The organism is Bdellovibrio sp. 22V (assembly GCF_030169785.1).
GTDB lineage: Bacteria > Bdellovibrionota > Bdellovibrionia > Bdellovibrionales > Bdellovibrionaceae > Bdellovibrio.
Map to the genome: position 1 here is coordinate 3,570,458 of NZ_CP125854.1, position 18,013 is coordinate 3,588,470.

Sequence of the window (18,013 nt, forward strand, 5' to 3'; positions counted from 1 at the left end):
AAAAACCTGGTTAGTTCTTTATACTCGGATACAAGCCGCGATATGATCTTTGGATTTTTGTTCCAAAGGCGGGACGATAGTCTTGCAATCCTCGATCGCCATCGGGCAACGAGGGTGGAAATGACATCCTGATGGCGGGTTGATTGGCGAAGGAACGTCGCCAGTCAAAATGATACGCTCGTCTTTGCGACGTGGATCTGGAACCGGAATCGCTGACATCAAGGCTTTTGTATAGGGATGTTTTGGATTGCGGTAAAGCTCTTCGGCTTCCGCCATCTCAACGATTTTACCCAAGTACATCACAGCCACTTTTGTTGAAACGTGTTCAACAACTTTCAAGTCATGGGCGATGAAGATGTAAGTCAAACCGAGCTTCTGCTGAAGTTCCATCAAAAGGTTGATCACTTGCGCTTGGATCGAAACGTCCAAAGCAGAAACAGGCTCGTCACACACGATCAACTCAGGATTTACGGCCAAAGCGCGCGCGATTCCCACACGTTGACGTTGTCCGCCTGAAAACTCATGCGGATAACGGTTCAAATGTTCACGACGAAGACCCACAAGATCGATCAATTCATGAATACGATCTTGGCGGTCTTTCGCAGATTCATAAAGATTATGAATGATCAAAGGCTCTTCAAGAACAGCCCCGATCGTCATACGTGGATTCAAAGAAGCAAACGGATCTTGGAAGATAATCTGCATTTTTTTACGCATATCACGAAGCTCTTCGCCTTGGATGTGCGTGATGTCTTTTCCGTTGTAAATAATCTTTCCAGAAGTCGTATCGTGAAGGCGGATCAAGCAGCGGCCCAAAGTGGACTTACCGCAACCAGACTCACCCACAAGACCCAAAGTTTCGCCCTTCTTCAATTCGAAGGAAATACCTTGAACGGCCTTTACGCTGGCTACTTCACGACTGAAAATGCCTCCGTAAATCGGGAAGCTCTTCATCAGATTTTCAACTTTAAGTAGTGGAGTGCTCATTATTTTACCTCCTCAGAAAGAGGGTGGAAGCAAGCCACTTTGTGGATGCCACGGAGGTTTTCAATGTTCGGGTAAGAGGCACGGCAATCATCTTGAGCGTAAGGACAACGATCCGCAAAACGGCAGCCCACGGGAAGATTGTAAAGGCTTGGCACCATGCCTTTGATTGTTCTCAACTGATCCAGCTTGTGACCTGTTTCAAAGTGTGGAATCGAATCCAAAAGACCCTTTGTGTAAGGATGTTTCGGACGATAGAAAATATCTTCAACAGTTCCGAACTCAACAATACGGCCGGCATACATCACGGCAACTTCTTGGCACATCTCTGCCACCACACCCAAGTCGTGCGTGATCAAAATCATTCCGGCGTTGAAGTCTTTTTGCAACTTGCGCATAAGATCGAGGATCTGAGCTTGGATTGTTACGTCCAAAGCTGTCGTCGGTTCATCGGCAATAAGAAGTTCAGGGTTGCAAGAGATCGCCATCGCGATCATCACACGTTGTCTCATACCGCCTGAAAGTTGGTGCGGATATTCGTGGAAACGTTTCTCGGGAGCAGGGATACCTACTTTGCGAAGCATTTCGATCGCGCGCTCACGAGCTTGTTGTTTATTAAGATCTTTTTGGTGCAAGAGAATCGCTTCTTCGATTTGGTCACCGATCGTATAAACCGGATTCAAAGACGTCATCGGCTCTTGGAAAATCATCGCGATTTCGTTTCCGCGGATGCTACGCATTTGCGAATCAGAAGCTTCAAGAAGATCCTTCCCTTTGAACATGACCTTTCCAGATTCAATGTTCCCAGGTTTTTGGATCAAGCGCATAACCGAAAGAGAAGTTACGGATTTACCGCAACCAGATTCACCAACGATTCCAAGGGTTTGGCCTTTTTTTACGGAAAAGTTAACGCCATCAACTGCGAGGAAAGAACCCTCGTCGGTTTTAAAGCGTGTCTTAAGATTCTGTACGTCTAAAAGAATATCACTCACCGGAGATGACCCCCTCGAAAGCTTCATCTTATAGAGGACACGCCGCCCTGAGGCAAGCCCCCAGACAGACCTCTGGTCCTTTTTTCTAGCGAATGTGCGTCATGCTCTGATTGAGAGGCGATCCACGAGCTGATGAAGCTCTTCATAGTGGTTCAGAACTCCTCGGGGCTCATATTTTTCGAGCAGCGAAAGAGACGTGTAGCCAAAGCCTATGGCAATAGACGGAACACCTGCGCGCAGAGCCGACAAGACATCGGGAATGCCGTCGCCGATCATGAAAGTATTCGCCGGTGTGTGTCCTGCAAGCTGCATCGTCGTCTGTAAAGGCAGAGGACTTGGCTTTCTTTCATCCAAAGAGTCCGCGCCAAAAACACTGACCCAAGGATAACGATCCAGGCCAAGGTGTTTGATAATCGTTTTTGCGGGAAGTTCATTCTTGTTGGTGATGATCGCTATCGGACCGTCATAAGATCCGAGAAAATTTTCGACACCGGGAAAGGGCGTGGTTTTTTTCAACATCTCTTCCTGATAGATGCGCAGAAATTCCATCTCAACATCAATGGTTTCTGCCGGATCCAAATTATCTTCAATGAAAAGATCAGCGATCAGTTTTTTGAGGCCTTCACCGATATGCGCGACAATCACATCGTCAGCGAGAGTTCTTTTGCCGTGCAAACTGAGTGTGCGATTTACCGCCGTAATAATATCAGGTGCAGAGTCAATCAAAGTTCCGTCGAGATCAAATGCGAGTAGTGGCTTCATTGCAGTTCATCTTGCCCATTTTCTCGACCTTCCACAATCTCAAAATCGACGCGACGGTCGCGGGCTCTTTCCGAGGGAGTTGCTTCCGGGCTTGATAACACTTGGCCTTTTCCAATAGCCGCTAACTTGTCGGGTGCAACGCCACGAGCGATCAAGTAGTTGCGCACTTTTTCCGCGCGCTCGGTTGAAAGTTTAAGATTGCGTTCGCTGTCACCGCTGGAATCGCTGAGGCCGTGAATGCGAATCAGACTGAAAGTGTCGACGGCTTTGTTTATTTCAGGGACCATCTCGTTCAGTGTGCGCTTCGCCGAGTCTGTAAGCTCTGCACTGCCGGCATCGAACAGAATATTTTGCGAAAGCGTCGTGAACTTCCGATTGTTTGTCAGACTTTTTGAAGCTTGAGAGAGCACATCCGCAGCTGACGTTTCTAAAGGCAAAGGACCGCGTGAGGCAGGGCTTCGTTCATTTGTCGAAGTGCAAGCGACGAAGAGAAGAGCGGAAGCCAAGGTCAATAACTTTGCCTGGGATGCCATTGTTACCTCCGTCTAAAATGAAATTATTGAATCTGAGTTTCGGGTGCGCAAATTAACTTCCTGTTAACTTCGCTGCTTGAATGTGCGATGATATGAGTATGCGTGAAACGGTGCTAAGCAACAAAGAGCAGTATATGGGTTCTCTTCTTCCTGAAGAGAGTCGTCCTAAACAATTATCTCGTCAGTTCGCGGAAGAGCTGGGCTTGGCCCGCATCAGTATTTCGCCTGCAGAAGCGCAACTCATTAAAACTTTGATTCGTCTTCATGGCGCGAAAAAAGTCGTCGAGATCGGGACCCTGACGGGTCTGTCCGCTCAATATATTTTTGAAGCTCTCCCCGAGGGAGGAGAACTTTGGACGCTCGAGAAAGATCCCAAACACGGCGAAAAATCCACAGAGGTCTTTTCGCATCTAGATCAGTCTGAAAAGAAAATACATTTGGTGATGGGCGACGCCCGTGAAGAGCTCGAGAAACTTTCGCTGCAAGGTCCTTTCGATGCTGTTTTCATCGACGGCAATAAAGCAGCCTATTTAGATTATCTTTTGTGGTCGGAAAAAAACCTGCGCCAGGGAGGCCTTGTTCTTGCTGATAATATTTTCCTCAGCGGCTCTGTCTGGGGAGACAAAACTTTGCAGCGGTTCTCCGATAAACAAGTGGCAATCATGCAAGAGTTCAATAAAAGACTTTCGGATCCGAATCTTTATGAAGCGGCGATTGTGCCAAGCTTTGAGGGACTTTTCGTCGGTCTTAAGAAGTAAACGCTTCGACTTTCATTTCAATGGAATACTCTTTTGAGGCTTCTTTTAAAGGGGCCAAGAGCCAATTCCATTCTTTTATTTTTTTGAATCCTTCGAATGAAACCGGATAGTGACCTTGATAAATAACTTCATTCTTGGGACTGCGATAAGTGACCTCGCGGTCGGCATAAACTAATTTTTTTCCGGAACATTTTTGCAGATTCTGTAAATGAATTTCGGCGAAGGCCGTGCAGATCTGATCTTTTTCTTCAAGACTCAAATTTCTTTTAATTTTCTTCTCTAAAGTTTCCATGGGAAGAAGTGCCAGTTGCGATAAAAGATTTCCGGAAACGATCAGATCAGCCTCAAAATGGAAAAGAGTTTTTTGCTTTAACTCTTCGATCATTTTATGAAAGTCCGCTAGAGAATGCAGATCATCAAGTTTTTCTAAGCTCTGGGACAGATCCTGAGTGATCAGTTTTAGGCGAGGATTCTTTTTCGCTAAAGCATGGTGTCGGTAAGGATGAAGAACGTCGACCAAAGTGATCTGCTCAAAGTTTTCGACAAGAAGATGCAAAGGAATTTCGTGCAAATGAGCACTTCCCAATACGATAACAGATTTTTTTTGAGGCAGTTCACGCGCGGTTTGCAGAAAAAGATCCTGACAGTTTTTTAAATGCGGCAACCAGGCTTTTTTACATCTTTCATAGCGATGCTTTAAAGAAATGGATTGGTAAAGAAATCCGTACTTTTTGGCGAGGGGAGTTGTCGGTGTTAGAAAAAACTCAAAAGCTTCGCGAATCACGTCTAGGCACTTCCTTTTCTGCAAAGAACATAGTTCTTTTTGTGAACAAAGGGAAGCAGGTACCTATTGGAGAGGGAGGACTCTTTCGGCACGGATGTTGATAAGTTCTCCGACTTTCTCAATAGTTCCATGAACTTCAAGAAGAGAGCGGCCGTAAATAGCCATCCGGTCTTTTTGATAAACGTCGGGATGAATCACGATATTCATGAAACCGAACTCGTCTTCCAGAGTGATGAAACACATGCCTTTGGCTGTCGGGGGTCTTTGGGTCACCGAAACAAGTCCCGCTAAACGCACCTTACACTTGTTCTTCATCTTGGGGAGATCGGCAGAATTGAAATAAGGCACGTAACGTTTGGCGACCAGTTCGCTGCTTTTGCTTTTCAAGTAAGAGCGCAAAACTGACAGAGGATGTGAATCCACCGAGAAACCTTTGCTGTCATATTCGCGGCGCAAGCGATCCCAGTTGGATTCAAACGGCAGATGCTCCGGTTCGTCGTCTTGATCTTCTAAGCTGAATTGTTCTTTCGGATGTCCCCAGAGGAAACTTTCCTGATCCAGGCTTAGACTTTCCAAATGCCAAATCAGCTCGCGCACATTGGTGTTAAAACATGACAAAGCTCCCGCGCCGGCGATTTTGACCAAAGCGGCTCGTGGTAACTGAGTCCGGCGGATGAAATCGGCAAGATCTTTGAATTCGCCGTCCTGTCTGCGCGACTCTTCGATACGTCTTAACAAAACTTCAGGCACCCCGTACAGAGAGCGCATTCCCACACGCAAAGCATGACCTACTAAATTTGTTTCTAAAGTATAATCGTAATCAGAGTGTTGAATGCAAAGAGGACGAACCTCCACACCATTGCGCTGAGCCTCGGCGATCAAAGTGCGAGGCGCATAAAAACCCATGGGCTGACTGTTCAGCAAACCACAGGCAAAAACGTCGGGATAATGATGTTTTATATAGCAACTGGCGTAAGTGAGAATGGCAAAGCTCGCCGCATGACTTTCCGGAAAACCGTAGTTCGCGAAACCTTCGATGGTTTTATAAATCTGTTCGCCATACTCAGGCGTGATTTCATATTTGGCAAATCCCGCAAGAATGCGTTGTTTGATGCCTTCCATAGTGGAACGTTTGCGCCAAGCCGAAGACATAATTCTTCTCAGCTCATCGGCTTCTCCCGGAGTGAAGTCCGCAACTTCAATAACGATCTTCATAACCTGTTCTTGAAAGATAGGTACGCCGAAAGTTTTTTCCAGAATAGGTTTCAGGCGGTCATGCGCATAATGCGCTTTTTCCAAACCCTGGCGTCGACGTAGGTAAGGATGCACCATGCCCCCTTGCAAGGGACCTGGGCGTACAAGAGCCACTTCGATCACCAAGTCATAAAAATCTTTGGGCTTCATTCGTGGCAACGTTTGCATTTGCGCGCGCGATTCAATTTGGAAAACTCCAACAGTATCCGCGCGACCAATCATTTCATAAGTGGGTTGGTCGTTAGCCGGAATGGTATGCAATTCCAGAGGACGGTTTTTATGAGTCTTCAAAAGATCGAAACACTTTTTCAAACACGTGAGCATTCCCAAACTTAAAACGTCAATCTTCATGAGCTTGAGTGTTGCCACATCGTCTTTATTCCACTGAATGACATAGCGGTCATTCATCGTAGCTTTTTCCACGGGAACCATTTCTGTAATAGGGTCTTGCGTGATAAGAAATCCGCCCGTATGAATTCCAAGATGGCGTGGAAACCCATGCAGCTGTTGAGCCATAGCTAGAAATAATTTCCACTCATGGGGAGCTAAACCAAATTTCTGTCCCACTTCCGGTTCAAGCAGACGGCTCATTCCGTCCCGGCCCATAAATTTAATCATTTCGTTGATCTTGGAAAGAGGAATACCAAAAACTTTGGCGGTTTCACGAATAGCCATGCGCGAGCGATAACGAATGACAGTACAAACCATGGCGGCGTGCCGTTCATTGTATTTTTCGTAAATATGCTGAATGACTTCTTCGCGACGGTTGTGTTCGAAGTCGATGTCAATATCCGGAGGCTCCCGGCGTTCGCGTGAGATAAAGCGCTCAAAGAGTAAATCAATCTCGTTCGGATTCACCGACGTCAAGCCAATACAAAAACACACGACAGAGTTCGCCGCGGAACCTCGGCCTTGATGAAGAATGTCTTTTTCCGTCGCGAAATCGCAAATTTCCTTCAGAGTTAAAAAATAATCCTCATACTCAAGCTCTTTAATAAGAGCGAGTTCGTAATCAATCATCTTGCTGACTTTTTCAGGAATGCCAGAGGGGAATCTTTTCTTTGCGCCCTCCCAAGCCAGATTGCGCAGATGTTCCGAGGGAGTGAGTCCTTGCGGAAGTTGTGAGTGCGGATAGCGATAACGAATTTCATCCAAAGAGAACTTCACTCGTGCGGCGATCTCCACAGTTTTTTCCACAAGATCCAGGCGGTCTTGCCAAAGAAAGGAAAGATCTTCGAGGCTTTTCAAACAGCGCTCGGCATTTTGAATCAGTTTGTTTTTCGCCTCTTTCAAAGTGGTGTGGTGCAAAATGCAAATGAGCACATCGAAAAGATATTTGCGCTCCGGATGATGCATAAAAGGTCGTTGTGTGACAAAAAGACGGGCTTGATATTTTTCTTCCAAGGCAAAAGCACTTCGGCAATGTTCGTGCGATTCCCAGGTCAAATCTCTCCAAACGGGAAGATAAAGACGGTCGTCGAAAATTTTTTCCAGGCGTTCATAGCGTTCGTCAGTCCAAGGCGGCAAAGCCAAACACAAAAGACCTTGATTGTATTTTTCAACTTGCTCCAGAGTGAGTTTGGAAAAGCCTTTGGCTGCTTGTCGTTTTCCTAAAGTTAGAAGTTCGCAAAGATGTGAATAACCCTGCTTGTTTATAGGAATCAACGTGATGGAGGTTTCATCCGTCAACGTCAGTTCGGAACCAATGAGATAATGAAAACCTTCTTTGGCTTTCTTTGAAGCCTTAAAAAGGGACGGCGACTGCATCGTTTGAAAACCGCGCACGACGCCGTAAAGACCGTTCAGGTCGCAGACGCCGATGCCGTCATAGCCGTGAACAATGGCTTCCGTGACCATCTCTTCGGGATGGGAAGCTCCCTGCAAAAAAGAAAAATTCGTGCGGGCCATGAGCTCGACGAAACCTCGCGCTCGCACCGCAGGTACGGACGAGTTTTTTTGCGTGGTCTGCATGCCCGACATGCGCGAAGGCAGATTTATTTTTTTCTGACCGTTAATCGAAATACCCATGCAAGTACACCTGTGAATTTATGCGATCCTTGAAAACCCACAGAAGCTGACCTTGATGAGAGAGCGCAAAATAATAATCTCTGTTTTTTAAATCTTGAACTGATATCTGCCACCACGAGGACTCAATACGCTCGCTAGGCAAAGAAGAAACAAAACGTAATCTTTGAACTTCCGCAGAGCTTAAAGCTTGCGGTTTTTCCAAAAGCAACGCGGGTCGGGGACTGGCGGAAAGCCCCTTTGCATACACTGATTTGATTTGCAGAGCATCGTTTTGTCGTTCGACCAAGTCGTGTGCCTTGAAGTCTTCGGGCCAATCCGTCACCAGGCGAAAACTTTGCTCCGGGAAATGACTGGCTTCCACTTGTAAAAAGCCCATTTCGCATTGAGCTTGTTTGGCAAAGCTGATCAGACGGCGCCAACGGTCTTCGGTATTGTCACGGGGTTCGAAAAAATCGAGTTGTTGGATTTTTTCGGGAACATCGAAAATAGAAATTTCAAACTCACGAATGGGATTTTCCAAAGTGAGCTGGGACATTTTCTTTTCCAGCAAATCGGCGAATAACTCTTGGTCGCGCGTGGGACTGACGGGCTCAATGCTCAATGGATATTTTTTATCCGAGTATTCACAGTGAAGAATAACGTCCATTCTTTGCGCATAACGGGAAAGCCCCATCAAACGCGCAAAAAGAATATCCATGTGCGGTTTCAGTCGCGCCATTAAAAGCGGCACAGATCCTAAGGGATCGTCAAAGTAACCATAGCCCACAAGAGGGTCGCGAGGAACAAGAGGTGAAATGACCTGAGCGTCTTGAGAATGCAAACGATTCCAAAGTAAAACACCGAAATCTCCCCATCTCTCGCGAAGCGAGTTAAGACGAAAGTTCACAACATCTTCAAGGCCATGCACGCCCAGCGTGTGAAAAAACGCAATCATATGTTCAATAGGTCTTTTCTGCGGCCAAGGCTGTAGACCTTCTAAATCTTTCAAAGCATCCAGACCGAGACCGCGAAAACTTTCCTGCTCTTTTCCTCTGGCGGCGATGTGGGAGGGGCGCCATTTGGAAAGCATTTGCGCTGCTGCCGACGTGTCAGCAATCGCCGCCGAGACATCTGCAGAAAATTTGCGTGCGATTTCAAGAGCTTTTTCCAAAGCTCCTCGTTCTCCGCCGAAAAAGTGGGCCGTAGATTCAATTTCCACAAAAATCCATTGTGGAAAGCGAAACTGCACACGCGGACTTAATACTAAGAAGGCTTCAGCTGATGAGCTTTCTTGCGGTGTCTTTAAATTGATGCATAAAGTTCGCATGAACCATACTCCCGGAAATATTAAATGGTGTCGGACGGTGAAGAGCACGTTGGACGGTGATGAAGTCTCTTTGAAAATTCACCATCAAACTGTAAAGAGGATTGATAAACTTTGTCGGTTTTTGATTTACGAAAATCAAAGCGACTTTATGTAGACGGCACAGCCGTTTTAATTTCTGCAACTGATGATTTTTAAGAAAGAGTTCCTTTAAGTGACAACCGATCACTTCAAAAAGAGAACTTGTGATCAACTCTTGAAGAAGCCAGAAAAGTTGTTCGGTTTCTTTCGGCTCTTTCACCACTAAAAGTTTTTTTAGATTTAATTTATGGTGTGAGAGATGCGCGGGGAAAAGCTGGGAGTCGCTGCCATTGACCCAGGCTGCCCATTTATTCTGAGCATGCACATTTTGGACGATTCGCACCCATACGGAAGTAGCTCCGGTGCCGGGAAGACCTTGGAAAAGACTCAAGTCTCCTTGCGGGATGCCTCTCCATAAAAGGAAATCATCGAAAACGCGAACGCCTGTGGGCAGACCCGCCGGCGGTTGCAGATTCTCTGCAGAGACAAAAGGGATGTTAGCAAGTTCGGGAAGGGCGAGGGTGCTCATAGGCTCTCCATTTACATATAAATTACTATGTAAATTATATGTAAGTCAAAGAGCCTAATGTGAATATGGACTAAAGTTTTAGTTTGAAAATAGCCAAGTAAAATCAATGGTTAAACGTGGCTATTTGGCGGCACCTTGTTTAGTCAGCCAGCGTTTCAGCGAATAATAATTGCTGTTTTACCTTCGGTCCCCAGTGATATTTAAACAAGTTCGAATTTTTGCCCACGACACGATGGCAAGGGATCCAATAGCTGATGGGATTTTTGGCAACAGCAGAAGCAACGGCGCGAACCGCAGAAGGCTTGCGCAATTTTTTCGCGAGATCCGAGTAAGTGACCGTTTCTCCGTGGGGAATTTTGAGAAGCTGCAACCACACTTTCATTTGAAACTCAGTGCCTTGCAGTTTGATTTTGTGCTTCGTATTCCAGAAGTTGCCTTTTTTCCATTTCGCCGGAGTGAAGGAGCCTACAGCAAAACCATAGTTTTTATGGAAAAGTTCCGCCAAATCTCCTTCGACAAGTTTTTTACCCAAGCCATATGAGCCCAAGAAGATCAGCTCGTCGTTTTCAAACGCTGCCAACCAGTCGCCGAATTCGGAAGAAACTTTATAAACATTGAATTGAAGCTCGCCCATAATGCACCTCGATTATGGGCACAGCTCTATCTTAGATTGGGACTTTACACAACTTCTTCTATGTAAAGCGGAGTGAAATAGCGGATGTCATAGGCTTCTGTTCTTTTGAAGACGGCAATCGCATCGTCTTTATCTTCTTCTTTCGGAGTGGGAACGCAAAGAAGAATATGACCGTTTCTAATTTCCTGATCCGCTTCGTGCAAAAAGCGCCACTCGGCAGAGTCTGAAAACTTTATAAACTTCCGCATGAACTTTTCGAGAAGAGTATGATGAGTGCCTTCGATATCGACTGCATCGACACCTTGATCGCCTTCAAAAATATTAAAATCCTCTTCGGTGAATCCCAGCTCCTCAAGCTGCTCAATGGCTTTTTCGGCAGCCTCGGCATTTTCAAAAAAAGCCGCCGTATAGTGATTGGGATAGGGCAAATATTCCGGATGAGGCAATTGTTCCAATGAAACCATGACTGACTCCTTGCTTTTTATTATTCAAACATTCCATCCATGGTGATGTACTTCGCGTTTTTCGCGGTCATGCGCAGAGATTCATAGAAACTCTTTTGACACTGGCCACGCAAAATAGCGTCGACGCCGCCGATCATCGCCGTGAAGACTTCGTCCACATTAAGAACGTCCAAAGAGGTGATAATTCCCGAATGAGGCGCTACAGTGCGAATGCGCTTTAAGAAATGATCGCGCGAAGCACACGACATCAAACCGATAATAGGCGCTTGCTTGTCCCCGGAAAGTGCATTCAACATGCGTTTGGTCCCAGGACGTTTTGCTTTATAGTATCCCGCATAGTCCAATTTGTTACGTCCATCGATAAAAACGGGAGGCGCAAAGTCCGGACCTCCGCCATTGCGTGAATGGCCGAAATAAAAAACGGCGTCAGCCTCTTGCAGTGCCATCGTAAAAAATCTTTCCGCATAAGCTGTACGTGCTTCTTGTTGTGAGCGGTATTTGCCAAGATTGGAATTCAGATATTCCGTCGCTGAAGAAAATTGGATCTCTACACGGGCTGTATATGTTTTCCCGTGAATTTGTACAGCTCGCGAAAAGCGGTACATATTTTTAGGATCTTGTTTGAAACCGCAAAAACGCGCGCGCCCTTCGCAAGAACGCAGCAACATATTTTTAAGGGAAGAAAAAGCGCCGATGTCCATGGAAGGACTTAGGCCATAGTTGCCGCCACTGTGATAGACAGGGCTTCCCGTTGTCCAGTCGAAATATCCCAAGGCAATACGAATGTCGACAAGACCGTCATCAAGAATGCCTTTATATCTTTGCAAACACATGTCTCTTTTTTCAGAAGGAAGGTTCGACAAAACATCCGTGCTTTTGTCGGCGAGACGATCGATATATCTTTCGCCCATGTGTCGGAAAAGAGATTCGTAAAGATAAGTGCTGCGCGCCTCTGCGCTGGAAAATGAAAAGAGAAGAGCAAGAAAGAAAAACGTTCCGACGAAGTTCATAAATCCCTCCATGAGTATGAAGGATATTTATGAACCTCTTTTTAATCCAGTAACGAGATTATGATTTACCACAAAGGAAAACTTCGTGAACTGTGTCGCCTTTATCGTCTTGATATTGATCTAAAACGGAAAGAATCGCTTCGCGGAGTTTTTCTTTAAACTCGGGAAGTTGATGGCTCTGTATTGAAAAAGCCGTGTAAAATAAGGAGTTTTTCGTGTCCGCCGCGATCGTGCTTGCATCCACTTTGATTTGATTGCACAGCGTGCGAGTCAGATCTGCAAGCACCATGGGTTCTGACAGTTTTAAGAAATCAATCTGATGTGAACGGACATAGAAGCGTCCTTCACGGGATGTGATCGCTCCTTCATTGATCAAAACATGCAGAGAATCCACCACAGATTCCGAACTCAAATTCGTGCGCGCCACGATTTCGTTTAAGTTCGCGCCTTCATCTTCCGTTCCCAAAGCCGCGAAGACACGAAACAAAGTGGGGCGAGTGATCAAACGATTCGGATCTTTAATCTGAGTCAGCGCTTCCGCCTGACGGGCCACGGAAACTTTAATCGAATGAACTTTTTTGTGAATATCGTCGTGAGTCAGTTTTTTCGTTAAAAGCTCAGGCTGGTCTTTACCTACAAGAAGGGAAAAGAGTTCCAGATAAGGTTTCGGAAGTTTTAATGCGGTCTTAAGTTGACCGACACTTTCTTTGGAAAGACCTTTTTTTCCAGCCAAATACTCGGATAAAAAACTGCGCGAAGAAAATCCCGCACGGCGAGAAAAGTCAGCCAGATTGATTTTGCCTTTTTTGCGATAGCGAACTTCCAAAGCTCTTCTTAAAAAAGCACGGGCATCATGAATCTCAAGGAGTTCGTTATAATTGCCATCCAATGGTGTATTCATGACTAGTTCCCTACAGAGATGCGCGGTTGAGGAATCGCGATACGATCATAAGTGATGTCGCCGCGTTGATAACATATAAGACGCTCAATCCAGATGCTGCCCGGTCCGTCTTTAAGCAGGCCGAAAGAAGCCACGGCGGCTTGGCCGTCGCGATAGCGAACAGTGAGCTTCATGTCTTGTTTCGCTGTCTCGAAAACTTGCTCTTTATTTTCCCAATACATGTTCACGGGAATTTCTTTGATAAGGCGTGTGCTTTGATCATCGTCACTGTGATAAACAACAACCATCATATAGTGATCTTTACGGCTGAAAGGCACGATGCCAATTTCATACCACTGATCGCCATCATCTTGTTCGCAGGAAATATAAGTTTTTACAGTAAATTCAGCGATTGGTGTGTTCGCGGAAGCTGACAAGGTCACTAGAGTCGCAAGGAGTCCCAAGGCAAATTGCTTCATATAAATCTCCAATAAAGCGGTTCAAGAGAACGCCAGATGTATAAAAGGGCCCTTTTCGTATGTAAACGTAATTACTATGTTTAAGGGCGCAATTTGCTCTCTTAGCGAACATTTTTGAATTATTTATATGCGTTTTTTGCGGACTTATGAGGTGTATATGGAGAAGTGTTCAAAGTGCTGGGGCGTAACGACTTCCGCCAACCAGGGATGATCTCTATGAATAAGAAAGCGCGAGAGTCTTCCCCGGGCTACCACGCGAACGGAACGTGCGCTTGCAACAGCCTTAAGGTCCTCAAGAGTTTTCTTTACAGCGGCTTCTGTTCCGTAGTCAAAGATGAAATAAACATCTGCGGCGGGAGCCTTGAAACTGAGAGCCGACAAATCCTGCGGCAGTATTTTTATATCTTGGGAACTTTGCGGTCCCAAAACACGAAGAGCTTCAAGTACACGTTCTTTCTCTAATTCATATCCCGTGAATTGCACGCCCTGAAAATGTCTTAGGATTAAAAAAGCCATGCGCGCGTAAGCGCATCCTAGATCGACAATATGATCGCCCGGTTTAAGCGTAAGCAGTTCAAGAATATTACGAAGTTCAATGTAAGGAGTTTGAAAGGCTTGTTCTGACAGGTGCTCCCAGTTTTGCTGCTCTGGGAGTTTGTTTTGACGACGAATGTTTTCCTCTGTCGCCGAAATTTGAAAGCCCAGCCATTCATCCGCGATGACAGAGTGATTTTGCGCTTCTTTGTAAGAGTAAGAGCCCAGGGTGAGAAGTGGAAAAGGATCTTGGCTGCTAAAAATGATCATAATGGCGTCGCTACGCCATTGAGAAACTTTTCAACCATAGGTGCGTACTCTTGTTTAAAGTCACGCAAACCAGTGAGATGGCCCGCTTCAGGTAATGAAAGTTTTGTCCAATGAAGCTGAGCATGGGGCTCAAAAACTTCATCAATATGTTCCGGCGGAATAAGCAGATCTTTCCAGCCGCGGATAGAAAGAACTCGAAACCCCTCAGGGAAAGTGTTGAGATCTTTATGTAAGTCTTTATGAAAGAAAGGACTCCAGCCGACACTCAACAGAGGCGTTAAAAGCATTCTTAAAGGCATCGGCCCCAGTTTGTATTCGTGAGTATAAAGATTGTAAGCCGAAGGAATAAAGCGCGCTGTAGGGCCGCTGTCACAGATAAGTGCTATCGTATCAGAGCAATGTCTTCGCGCCATAGCTTCAATGGCGGCTGCTGTGGGATTGGAAAAAGAGAAGATGATTTTGTTTCCCGGAATCATGTTAAGCAAAGCTTCAATCTGATCCGCGTAAATATGCTTCGCCCCAAAACCGCCATGGGCGCTGATCGGGAGCCGCATAGAAAAAATGTCTTTATGAGTGCCGCGCAGATGAAATGCGAAAGCATCAAAGCCCAGCTCATTGACAAGCTTGATATGGCGAAGAAGCTGCTTTTTGCTGCCTTCATAGAAGTGAACAAAAAAGACGAGCTCTTTAAATCTTTTGTTCCTCGCAAAAAAGAACTCCCCTTCAAAGGGGAGTTCTTGCTGAGCTATTTCTCTGTAATTCATTAATGTTTTTGTACCGGAGTTTTAGCTGGCCACAAATCTGTCCAGTGCCCCGCGCGTCCCTCTGCTTGATGAGCTTCGCCCAAAGCATTTTCGGACACAATGACTTTCTCCAGGGCCGTTTCAGCCAACACTTTACCGCAAGCTTCAACAACAGATTCTGCGTCGATGCCATGATAAGCGTAGATTTCAGAAGGGCGACCACACTTCGAGTGCTTGCGCACTGCCAAAGTCTCTTGGCGAACACCAATGATAGAGCCGATATTATCTAGCAAACCAGCTTCACCGTCGAAGACAGCAACAGCAGGGATGCGTTTACCAGCAACCGTGATCAAATCACCTGTGGTCACTTCATCCGCTTTTCTCAAGTACAAGTTTGAATTCACGCCAAGACCGTTTTTCAAGTATTCGTAATCTGTTTCGTGAGCTTGAATACCCACAAGAAGATCTGAAGAAGTCACAACGATCACGTTTGCGTAAATACCACGAGCCAACAAAGCTTCTGATGCTTTGATTGCTTCCGTTACAAGGGAACCCATCGCGAATACGTTCACCACGTTGTCGCCGGGTTCGAAACCTGCGTAACCACGGTAATCGATCAAGTAGTAAGCGCCCTTCAAAACGTCTTCACGGATCGCAGACATGATTTGTGCTTCGTCCATGGATGCAACGTCTTCTTCGTTCAAAGCACCAGCAACAGGGAACTCGGCGCGTGCCAAAGAACCTTCAAGACCCGCTTTGAAGCGAGCTTGTTTTTTCAAGTAATGAAGCATGTCTTTTTGTTCCGCACCACGAGTCACAAGTCGCAACAACGTTCCTGTTCTGCCGGCATTGTCGTTCAAAACGTGACGTTTGATAGTGTCACAGAGGATCCAGTCAAGTTCTTGGCAGAAGAACGGTTCCCAGGTGATTTGGTTGGGGATCTGGATGTCAGACTTCCAACCGTGTTGCGCACCTTCAGGAGACAACGTCACACCTGATGGAGTGCCCACGCAAATGAACGAGCTCTTCCAATAAAGGTTGTAGAAGTATTGATCTAACGCACGTTTGATGAAGAAGTCATAGACCGTCATCAAAGGAATGATTGGAATACCCAAAACATCACGCATTTTTCCGAATGCGCCCACGCAAGACATCACGTTGCCTTCGGCGATTTCGAAGCGCAAGAAGCGGTCTGAAACGTCTTCGCCAGGAACAAGGTCAGGAAGCTTGTGGTCTTTAACGCCCAATTCCGTTTCCAAGTCTTGAACAACAGGAGCACCGAAGATCTTACCGTCCATCGCAGGATTCAAGTTCGTTGAAGTTCCCACGTCCGGAGCCATAGAGATGAACAATTCACCAGGAAGTTTGAATGGCTTCTCGAGATCTGTCAGAGGTTTTTGTTTTTCAGAAAGTTTTGATTCATCCAGCGGAGTGTTCGCAATACGAGTCAACTTCGCTGTCAACTGACCCAACATCCATTGTGTGTGCGGATAGCTTGTCATTTTTGTGTTGATATCCAAAGACTGAGGAATATCACCGAATTCAGTCAACTTTTTCAAGAAGTAGTCTTGGTTCTTCGCTTTCAAAGCGTGTTGCGCTTTGATTTCAGAGTAAAGTTTTTCTCCGCGCGCAGCCAAGAATTTACCTTCTACAGAATTCGCTGCAAAACGCTCATAAAGCTTATCGCCTTTGATGCCTTGTTTTGCTTTCAATTCCATCACTTCTTCTTCTTGTGGCAAAGAAGAGTGGTTGCCCGGTTGAGCAGCCGCTTTCAAGCCCCAACCTTTCAAAGTGTGAGCAATGATGATTGTTGGTTTGCGCTTAGATTGTTTTGATTTCTCCATCGCCTCGGCAAGAGCCAACATGTCGTGGCCCCCGAAGTCGCGGATCGCATCGAACAACTCTTCATCGGTGATGCTGTCCATGAATTTCTTCATGTTTGGATGTTCTTTTGCGATGCCTTTTTTAAGCGCCTTCATGTCTTGAACAAGAAGAAGCGCTTGAAGTTCGTAGTCTTCCAATTCTTTTTCTAGGAAGTTTTTGAAAAGCTCGCCGTCTTTCTTTTTGAACAAAGCTTGGCGTTTAGCGCCGTGACGAACTTGAATGACTTCCCAGCCGTTGGCAGCCATTGTGCGCTCAACGCGGTCTGCATCCGTTCCATTCATGATTTCTTTGTTCGTGATACGATGACCATCCAAAGATTGACGGTTGTAGTCCAAGATCCAAGTCAATGAGCCCAACTCGCGCTCTGCAAAGTCAGGAACCGCTTCGTACATAGAGCCTTCGCGGAATTCAGAGTCACCGCACACAGCCCAGAAGTGAGCATCTGGCACTTCATAGCCGTGCTCGCGCGCATAGCGATAAGCCAAAGCCATGTAGCCCGCTTCAACAGGCGGAATACCCACTGTTCCAGACGGGAAGAAGTTGTGATGATCAGGATCGTAAGCAGAGTGGTAAGATTGGAATACGAACTCACTGCCGTCAGTAAACTTACGTAAACCGTTCATTGCTTGGTCTGCTTGTTCTTGAGTCAGCTTAGAAAGATCGTTCTTCAACAAAAGATCCAAAAGATAGTTGTAAGAGTGATCTGTTGGGGAAGCATGCGGCTTGTTTGCAATGTGGTCGAAGCTGGATTTCACAAGCAAGTGCAATGCACCCATGATGTGAAGCGAACTTGCGGATGCAGCCGGATGGCCACCGATCTTTGGATCGCCTTTTTCTTTGTCAGGGCGATGATTGGCTTGCCAGATCATTTGCGTAGCCAAGTAGTGAGCACGTCTAGCGATAGAATCTAGAACCTCAGGTTTGACGTTTTTAAAAGAATTATCCAAGTGATTCTCCTTCGGATTTAGTACTTTTCTAGCGTCTGGGAACCTAGCACTCTAGAGGGGAAAGGTCCATGCATTTAAGCCCTGCGGCAAGAGTTCTGGCTCTATTTTGGACAAAAGGGGTACAGAGGGACTTTAAATACGAGCCCCTAGGTAAAATAGT

At 46.0% G+C, this 18,013-nt stretch carries 17 protein-coding genes; 1 reads left to right on the forward strand and 16 read right to left on the reverse strand.

The annotated features are described in order from the left end of the window. Positions 1–18: 18 nt before the first annotated feature. The 4 genes from QJS83_RS17285 to QJS83_RS17300 all read right to left on the reverse strand — a co-directional run bounded on the left by QJS83_RS17285 (position 19) and on the right by QJS83_RS17300 (position 3,271). Entirely contained in the window at positions 19–987 is a 969-nt protein-coding gene (locus QJS83_RS17285; RefSeq protein WP_284606721.1) for an ABC transporter ATP-binding protein, read from the reverse strand. After that, complete coding sequence (locus QJS83_RS17290; protein WP_350159059.1) at positions 987–2,003, reverse strand: ABC transporter ATP-binding protein; 1,017 nt, start codon at positions 2,001–2,003, stop codon at positions 987–989. The genes QJS83_RS17285 and QJS83_RS17290 overlap by 1 nt, the downstream gene beginning before the upstream one ends. 72 nt (positions 2,004–2,075) lie before the next feature. Beyond that, positions 2,076–2,738: an HAD family hydrolase gene (locus QJS83_RS17295; protein ID WP_284606723.1), complete on the reverse strand. Its 663-nt coding sequence runs from the start codon at positions 2,736–2,738 to the stop codon at positions 2,076–2,078. Then, on the reverse strand, positions 2,735–3,271 hold the full coding sequence (locus QJS83_RS17300; RefSeq protein ID WP_284606724.1) for an OmpA family protein: 537 nt from the start codon (positions 3,269–3,271) through the stop codon (positions 2,735–2,737). Before QJS83_RS17300 ends, QJS83_RS17295 begins: the two co-directional genes overlap by 4 nt. A gap of 92 nt (positions 3,272–3,363) precedes the next feature. On the opposite strand from QJS83_RS17300, the gene QJS83_RS17305 reads away from it, so the two are divergent. Continuing rightward, a complete protein-coding gene (locus QJS83_RS17305) occupies positions 3,364–4,029 on the forward strand; it encodes an O-methyltransferase (RefSeq protein WP_284606725.1) in 666 nt (221 codons plus the stop codon). On the opposite strand, the gene QJS83_RS17310 is transcribed toward QJS83_RS17305, so the two are convergent. The 12 genes from QJS83_RS17310 to QJS83_RS17365 form a co-directional block, all read right to left on the reverse strand. Then, the gene (locus QJS83_RS17310) at positions 4,019–4,813 is read right to left on the reverse strand and encodes a hypothetical protein (protein ID WP_284606726.1); all 795 of its coding nucleotides are present in this window, start codon (positions 4,811–4,813) and stop codon (positions 4,019–4,021) included. The two genes, QJS83_RS17305 and QJS83_RS17310, sit on opposite strands and share 11 nt — an antisense overlap. Before the next feature lie 63 nt (positions 4,814–4,876). After that, entirely contained in the window at positions 4,877–8,095 is a 3,219-nt protein-coding gene (locus QJS83_RS17315) for a DNA polymerase III subunit alpha (RefSeq protein WP_284606727.1), read from the reverse strand. Then, entirely contained in the window at positions 8,079–9,401 is a 1,323-nt protein-coding gene (locus tag QJS83_RS17320; protein WP_284606728.1) for a DNA polymerase Y subunit UmuC family protein, read from the reverse strand. The genes QJS83_RS17315 and QJS83_RS17320 overlap by 17 nt, the downstream gene beginning before the upstream one ends. Continuing rightward, on the reverse strand, positions 9,349–10,008 hold the full coding sequence (locus QJS83_RS17325; protein ID WP_284606729.1) for a recA protein: 660 nt from the start codon (positions 10,006–10,008) through the stop codon (positions 9,349–9,351). Before QJS83_RS17325 ends, QJS83_RS17320 begins: the two co-directional genes overlap by 53 nt. A gap of 139 nt (positions 10,009–10,147) precedes the next feature. Continuing rightward, positions 10,148–10,642, reverse strand: coding sequence for a methylated-DNA--[protein]-cysteine S-methyltransferase (locus QJS83_RS17330; RefSeq protein ID WP_284606730.1), 495 nt, complete (start codon positions 10,640–10,642; stop codon positions 10,148–10,150). A gap of 44 nt (positions 10,643–10,686) precedes the next feature. Beyond that, positions 10,687–11,106: a hypothetical protein gene (locus QJS83_RS17335; protein WP_284606731.1), complete on the reverse strand. Its 420-nt coding sequence runs from the start codon at positions 11,104–11,106 to the stop codon at positions 10,687–10,689. A gap of 20 nt (positions 11,107–11,126) precedes the next feature. After that, complete coding sequence (locus QJS83_RS17340) at positions 11,127–12,116, reverse strand: hypothetical protein (protein WP_284606732.1); 990 nt, start codon at positions 12,114–12,116, stop codon at positions 11,127–11,129. Between the two features lie 58 nt (positions 12,117–12,174). Continuing rightward, positions 12,175–13,017 carry a hypothetical protein gene (locus tag QJS83_RS17345; protein ID WP_284606733.1) on the reverse strand — a complete coding sequence of 281 codons (843 nt, stop codon included), beginning with the start codon at positions 13,015–13,017 and terminating at the stop codon, positions 12,175–12,177. Between the two features lie 2 nt (positions 13,018–13,019). Next, positions 13,020–13,475, reverse strand: a complete 456-nt coding sequence (locus QJS83_RS17350; protein WP_284606734.1) for a hypothetical protein — start codon at positions 13,473–13,475, stop codon at positions 13,020–13,022. Positions 13,476–13,619: 144 nt separating this feature from the next. Then, a complete protein-coding gene (locus tag QJS83_RS17355) occupies positions 13,620–14,279 on the reverse strand; it encodes an SAM-dependent methyltransferase (protein WP_284606735.1) in 660 nt (219 codons plus the stop codon). Beyond that, a complete protein-coding gene (locus tag QJS83_RS17360) occupies positions 14,276–15,043 on the reverse strand; it encodes a hypothetical protein (protein ID WP_284606736.1) in 768 nt (255 codons plus the stop codon). Before QJS83_RS17360 ends, QJS83_RS17355 begins: the two co-directional genes overlap by 4 nt. Then, positions 15,043–17,853, reverse strand: a complete 2,811-nt coding sequence (locus tag QJS83_RS17365) for a thiamine pyrophosphate-dependent enzyme (protein ID WP_284606737.1) — start codon at positions 17,851–17,853, stop codon at positions 15,043–15,045. Before QJS83_RS17365 ends, QJS83_RS17360 begins: the two co-directional genes overlap by 1 nt. Positions 17,854–18,013 lie beyond the last annotated feature (160 nt).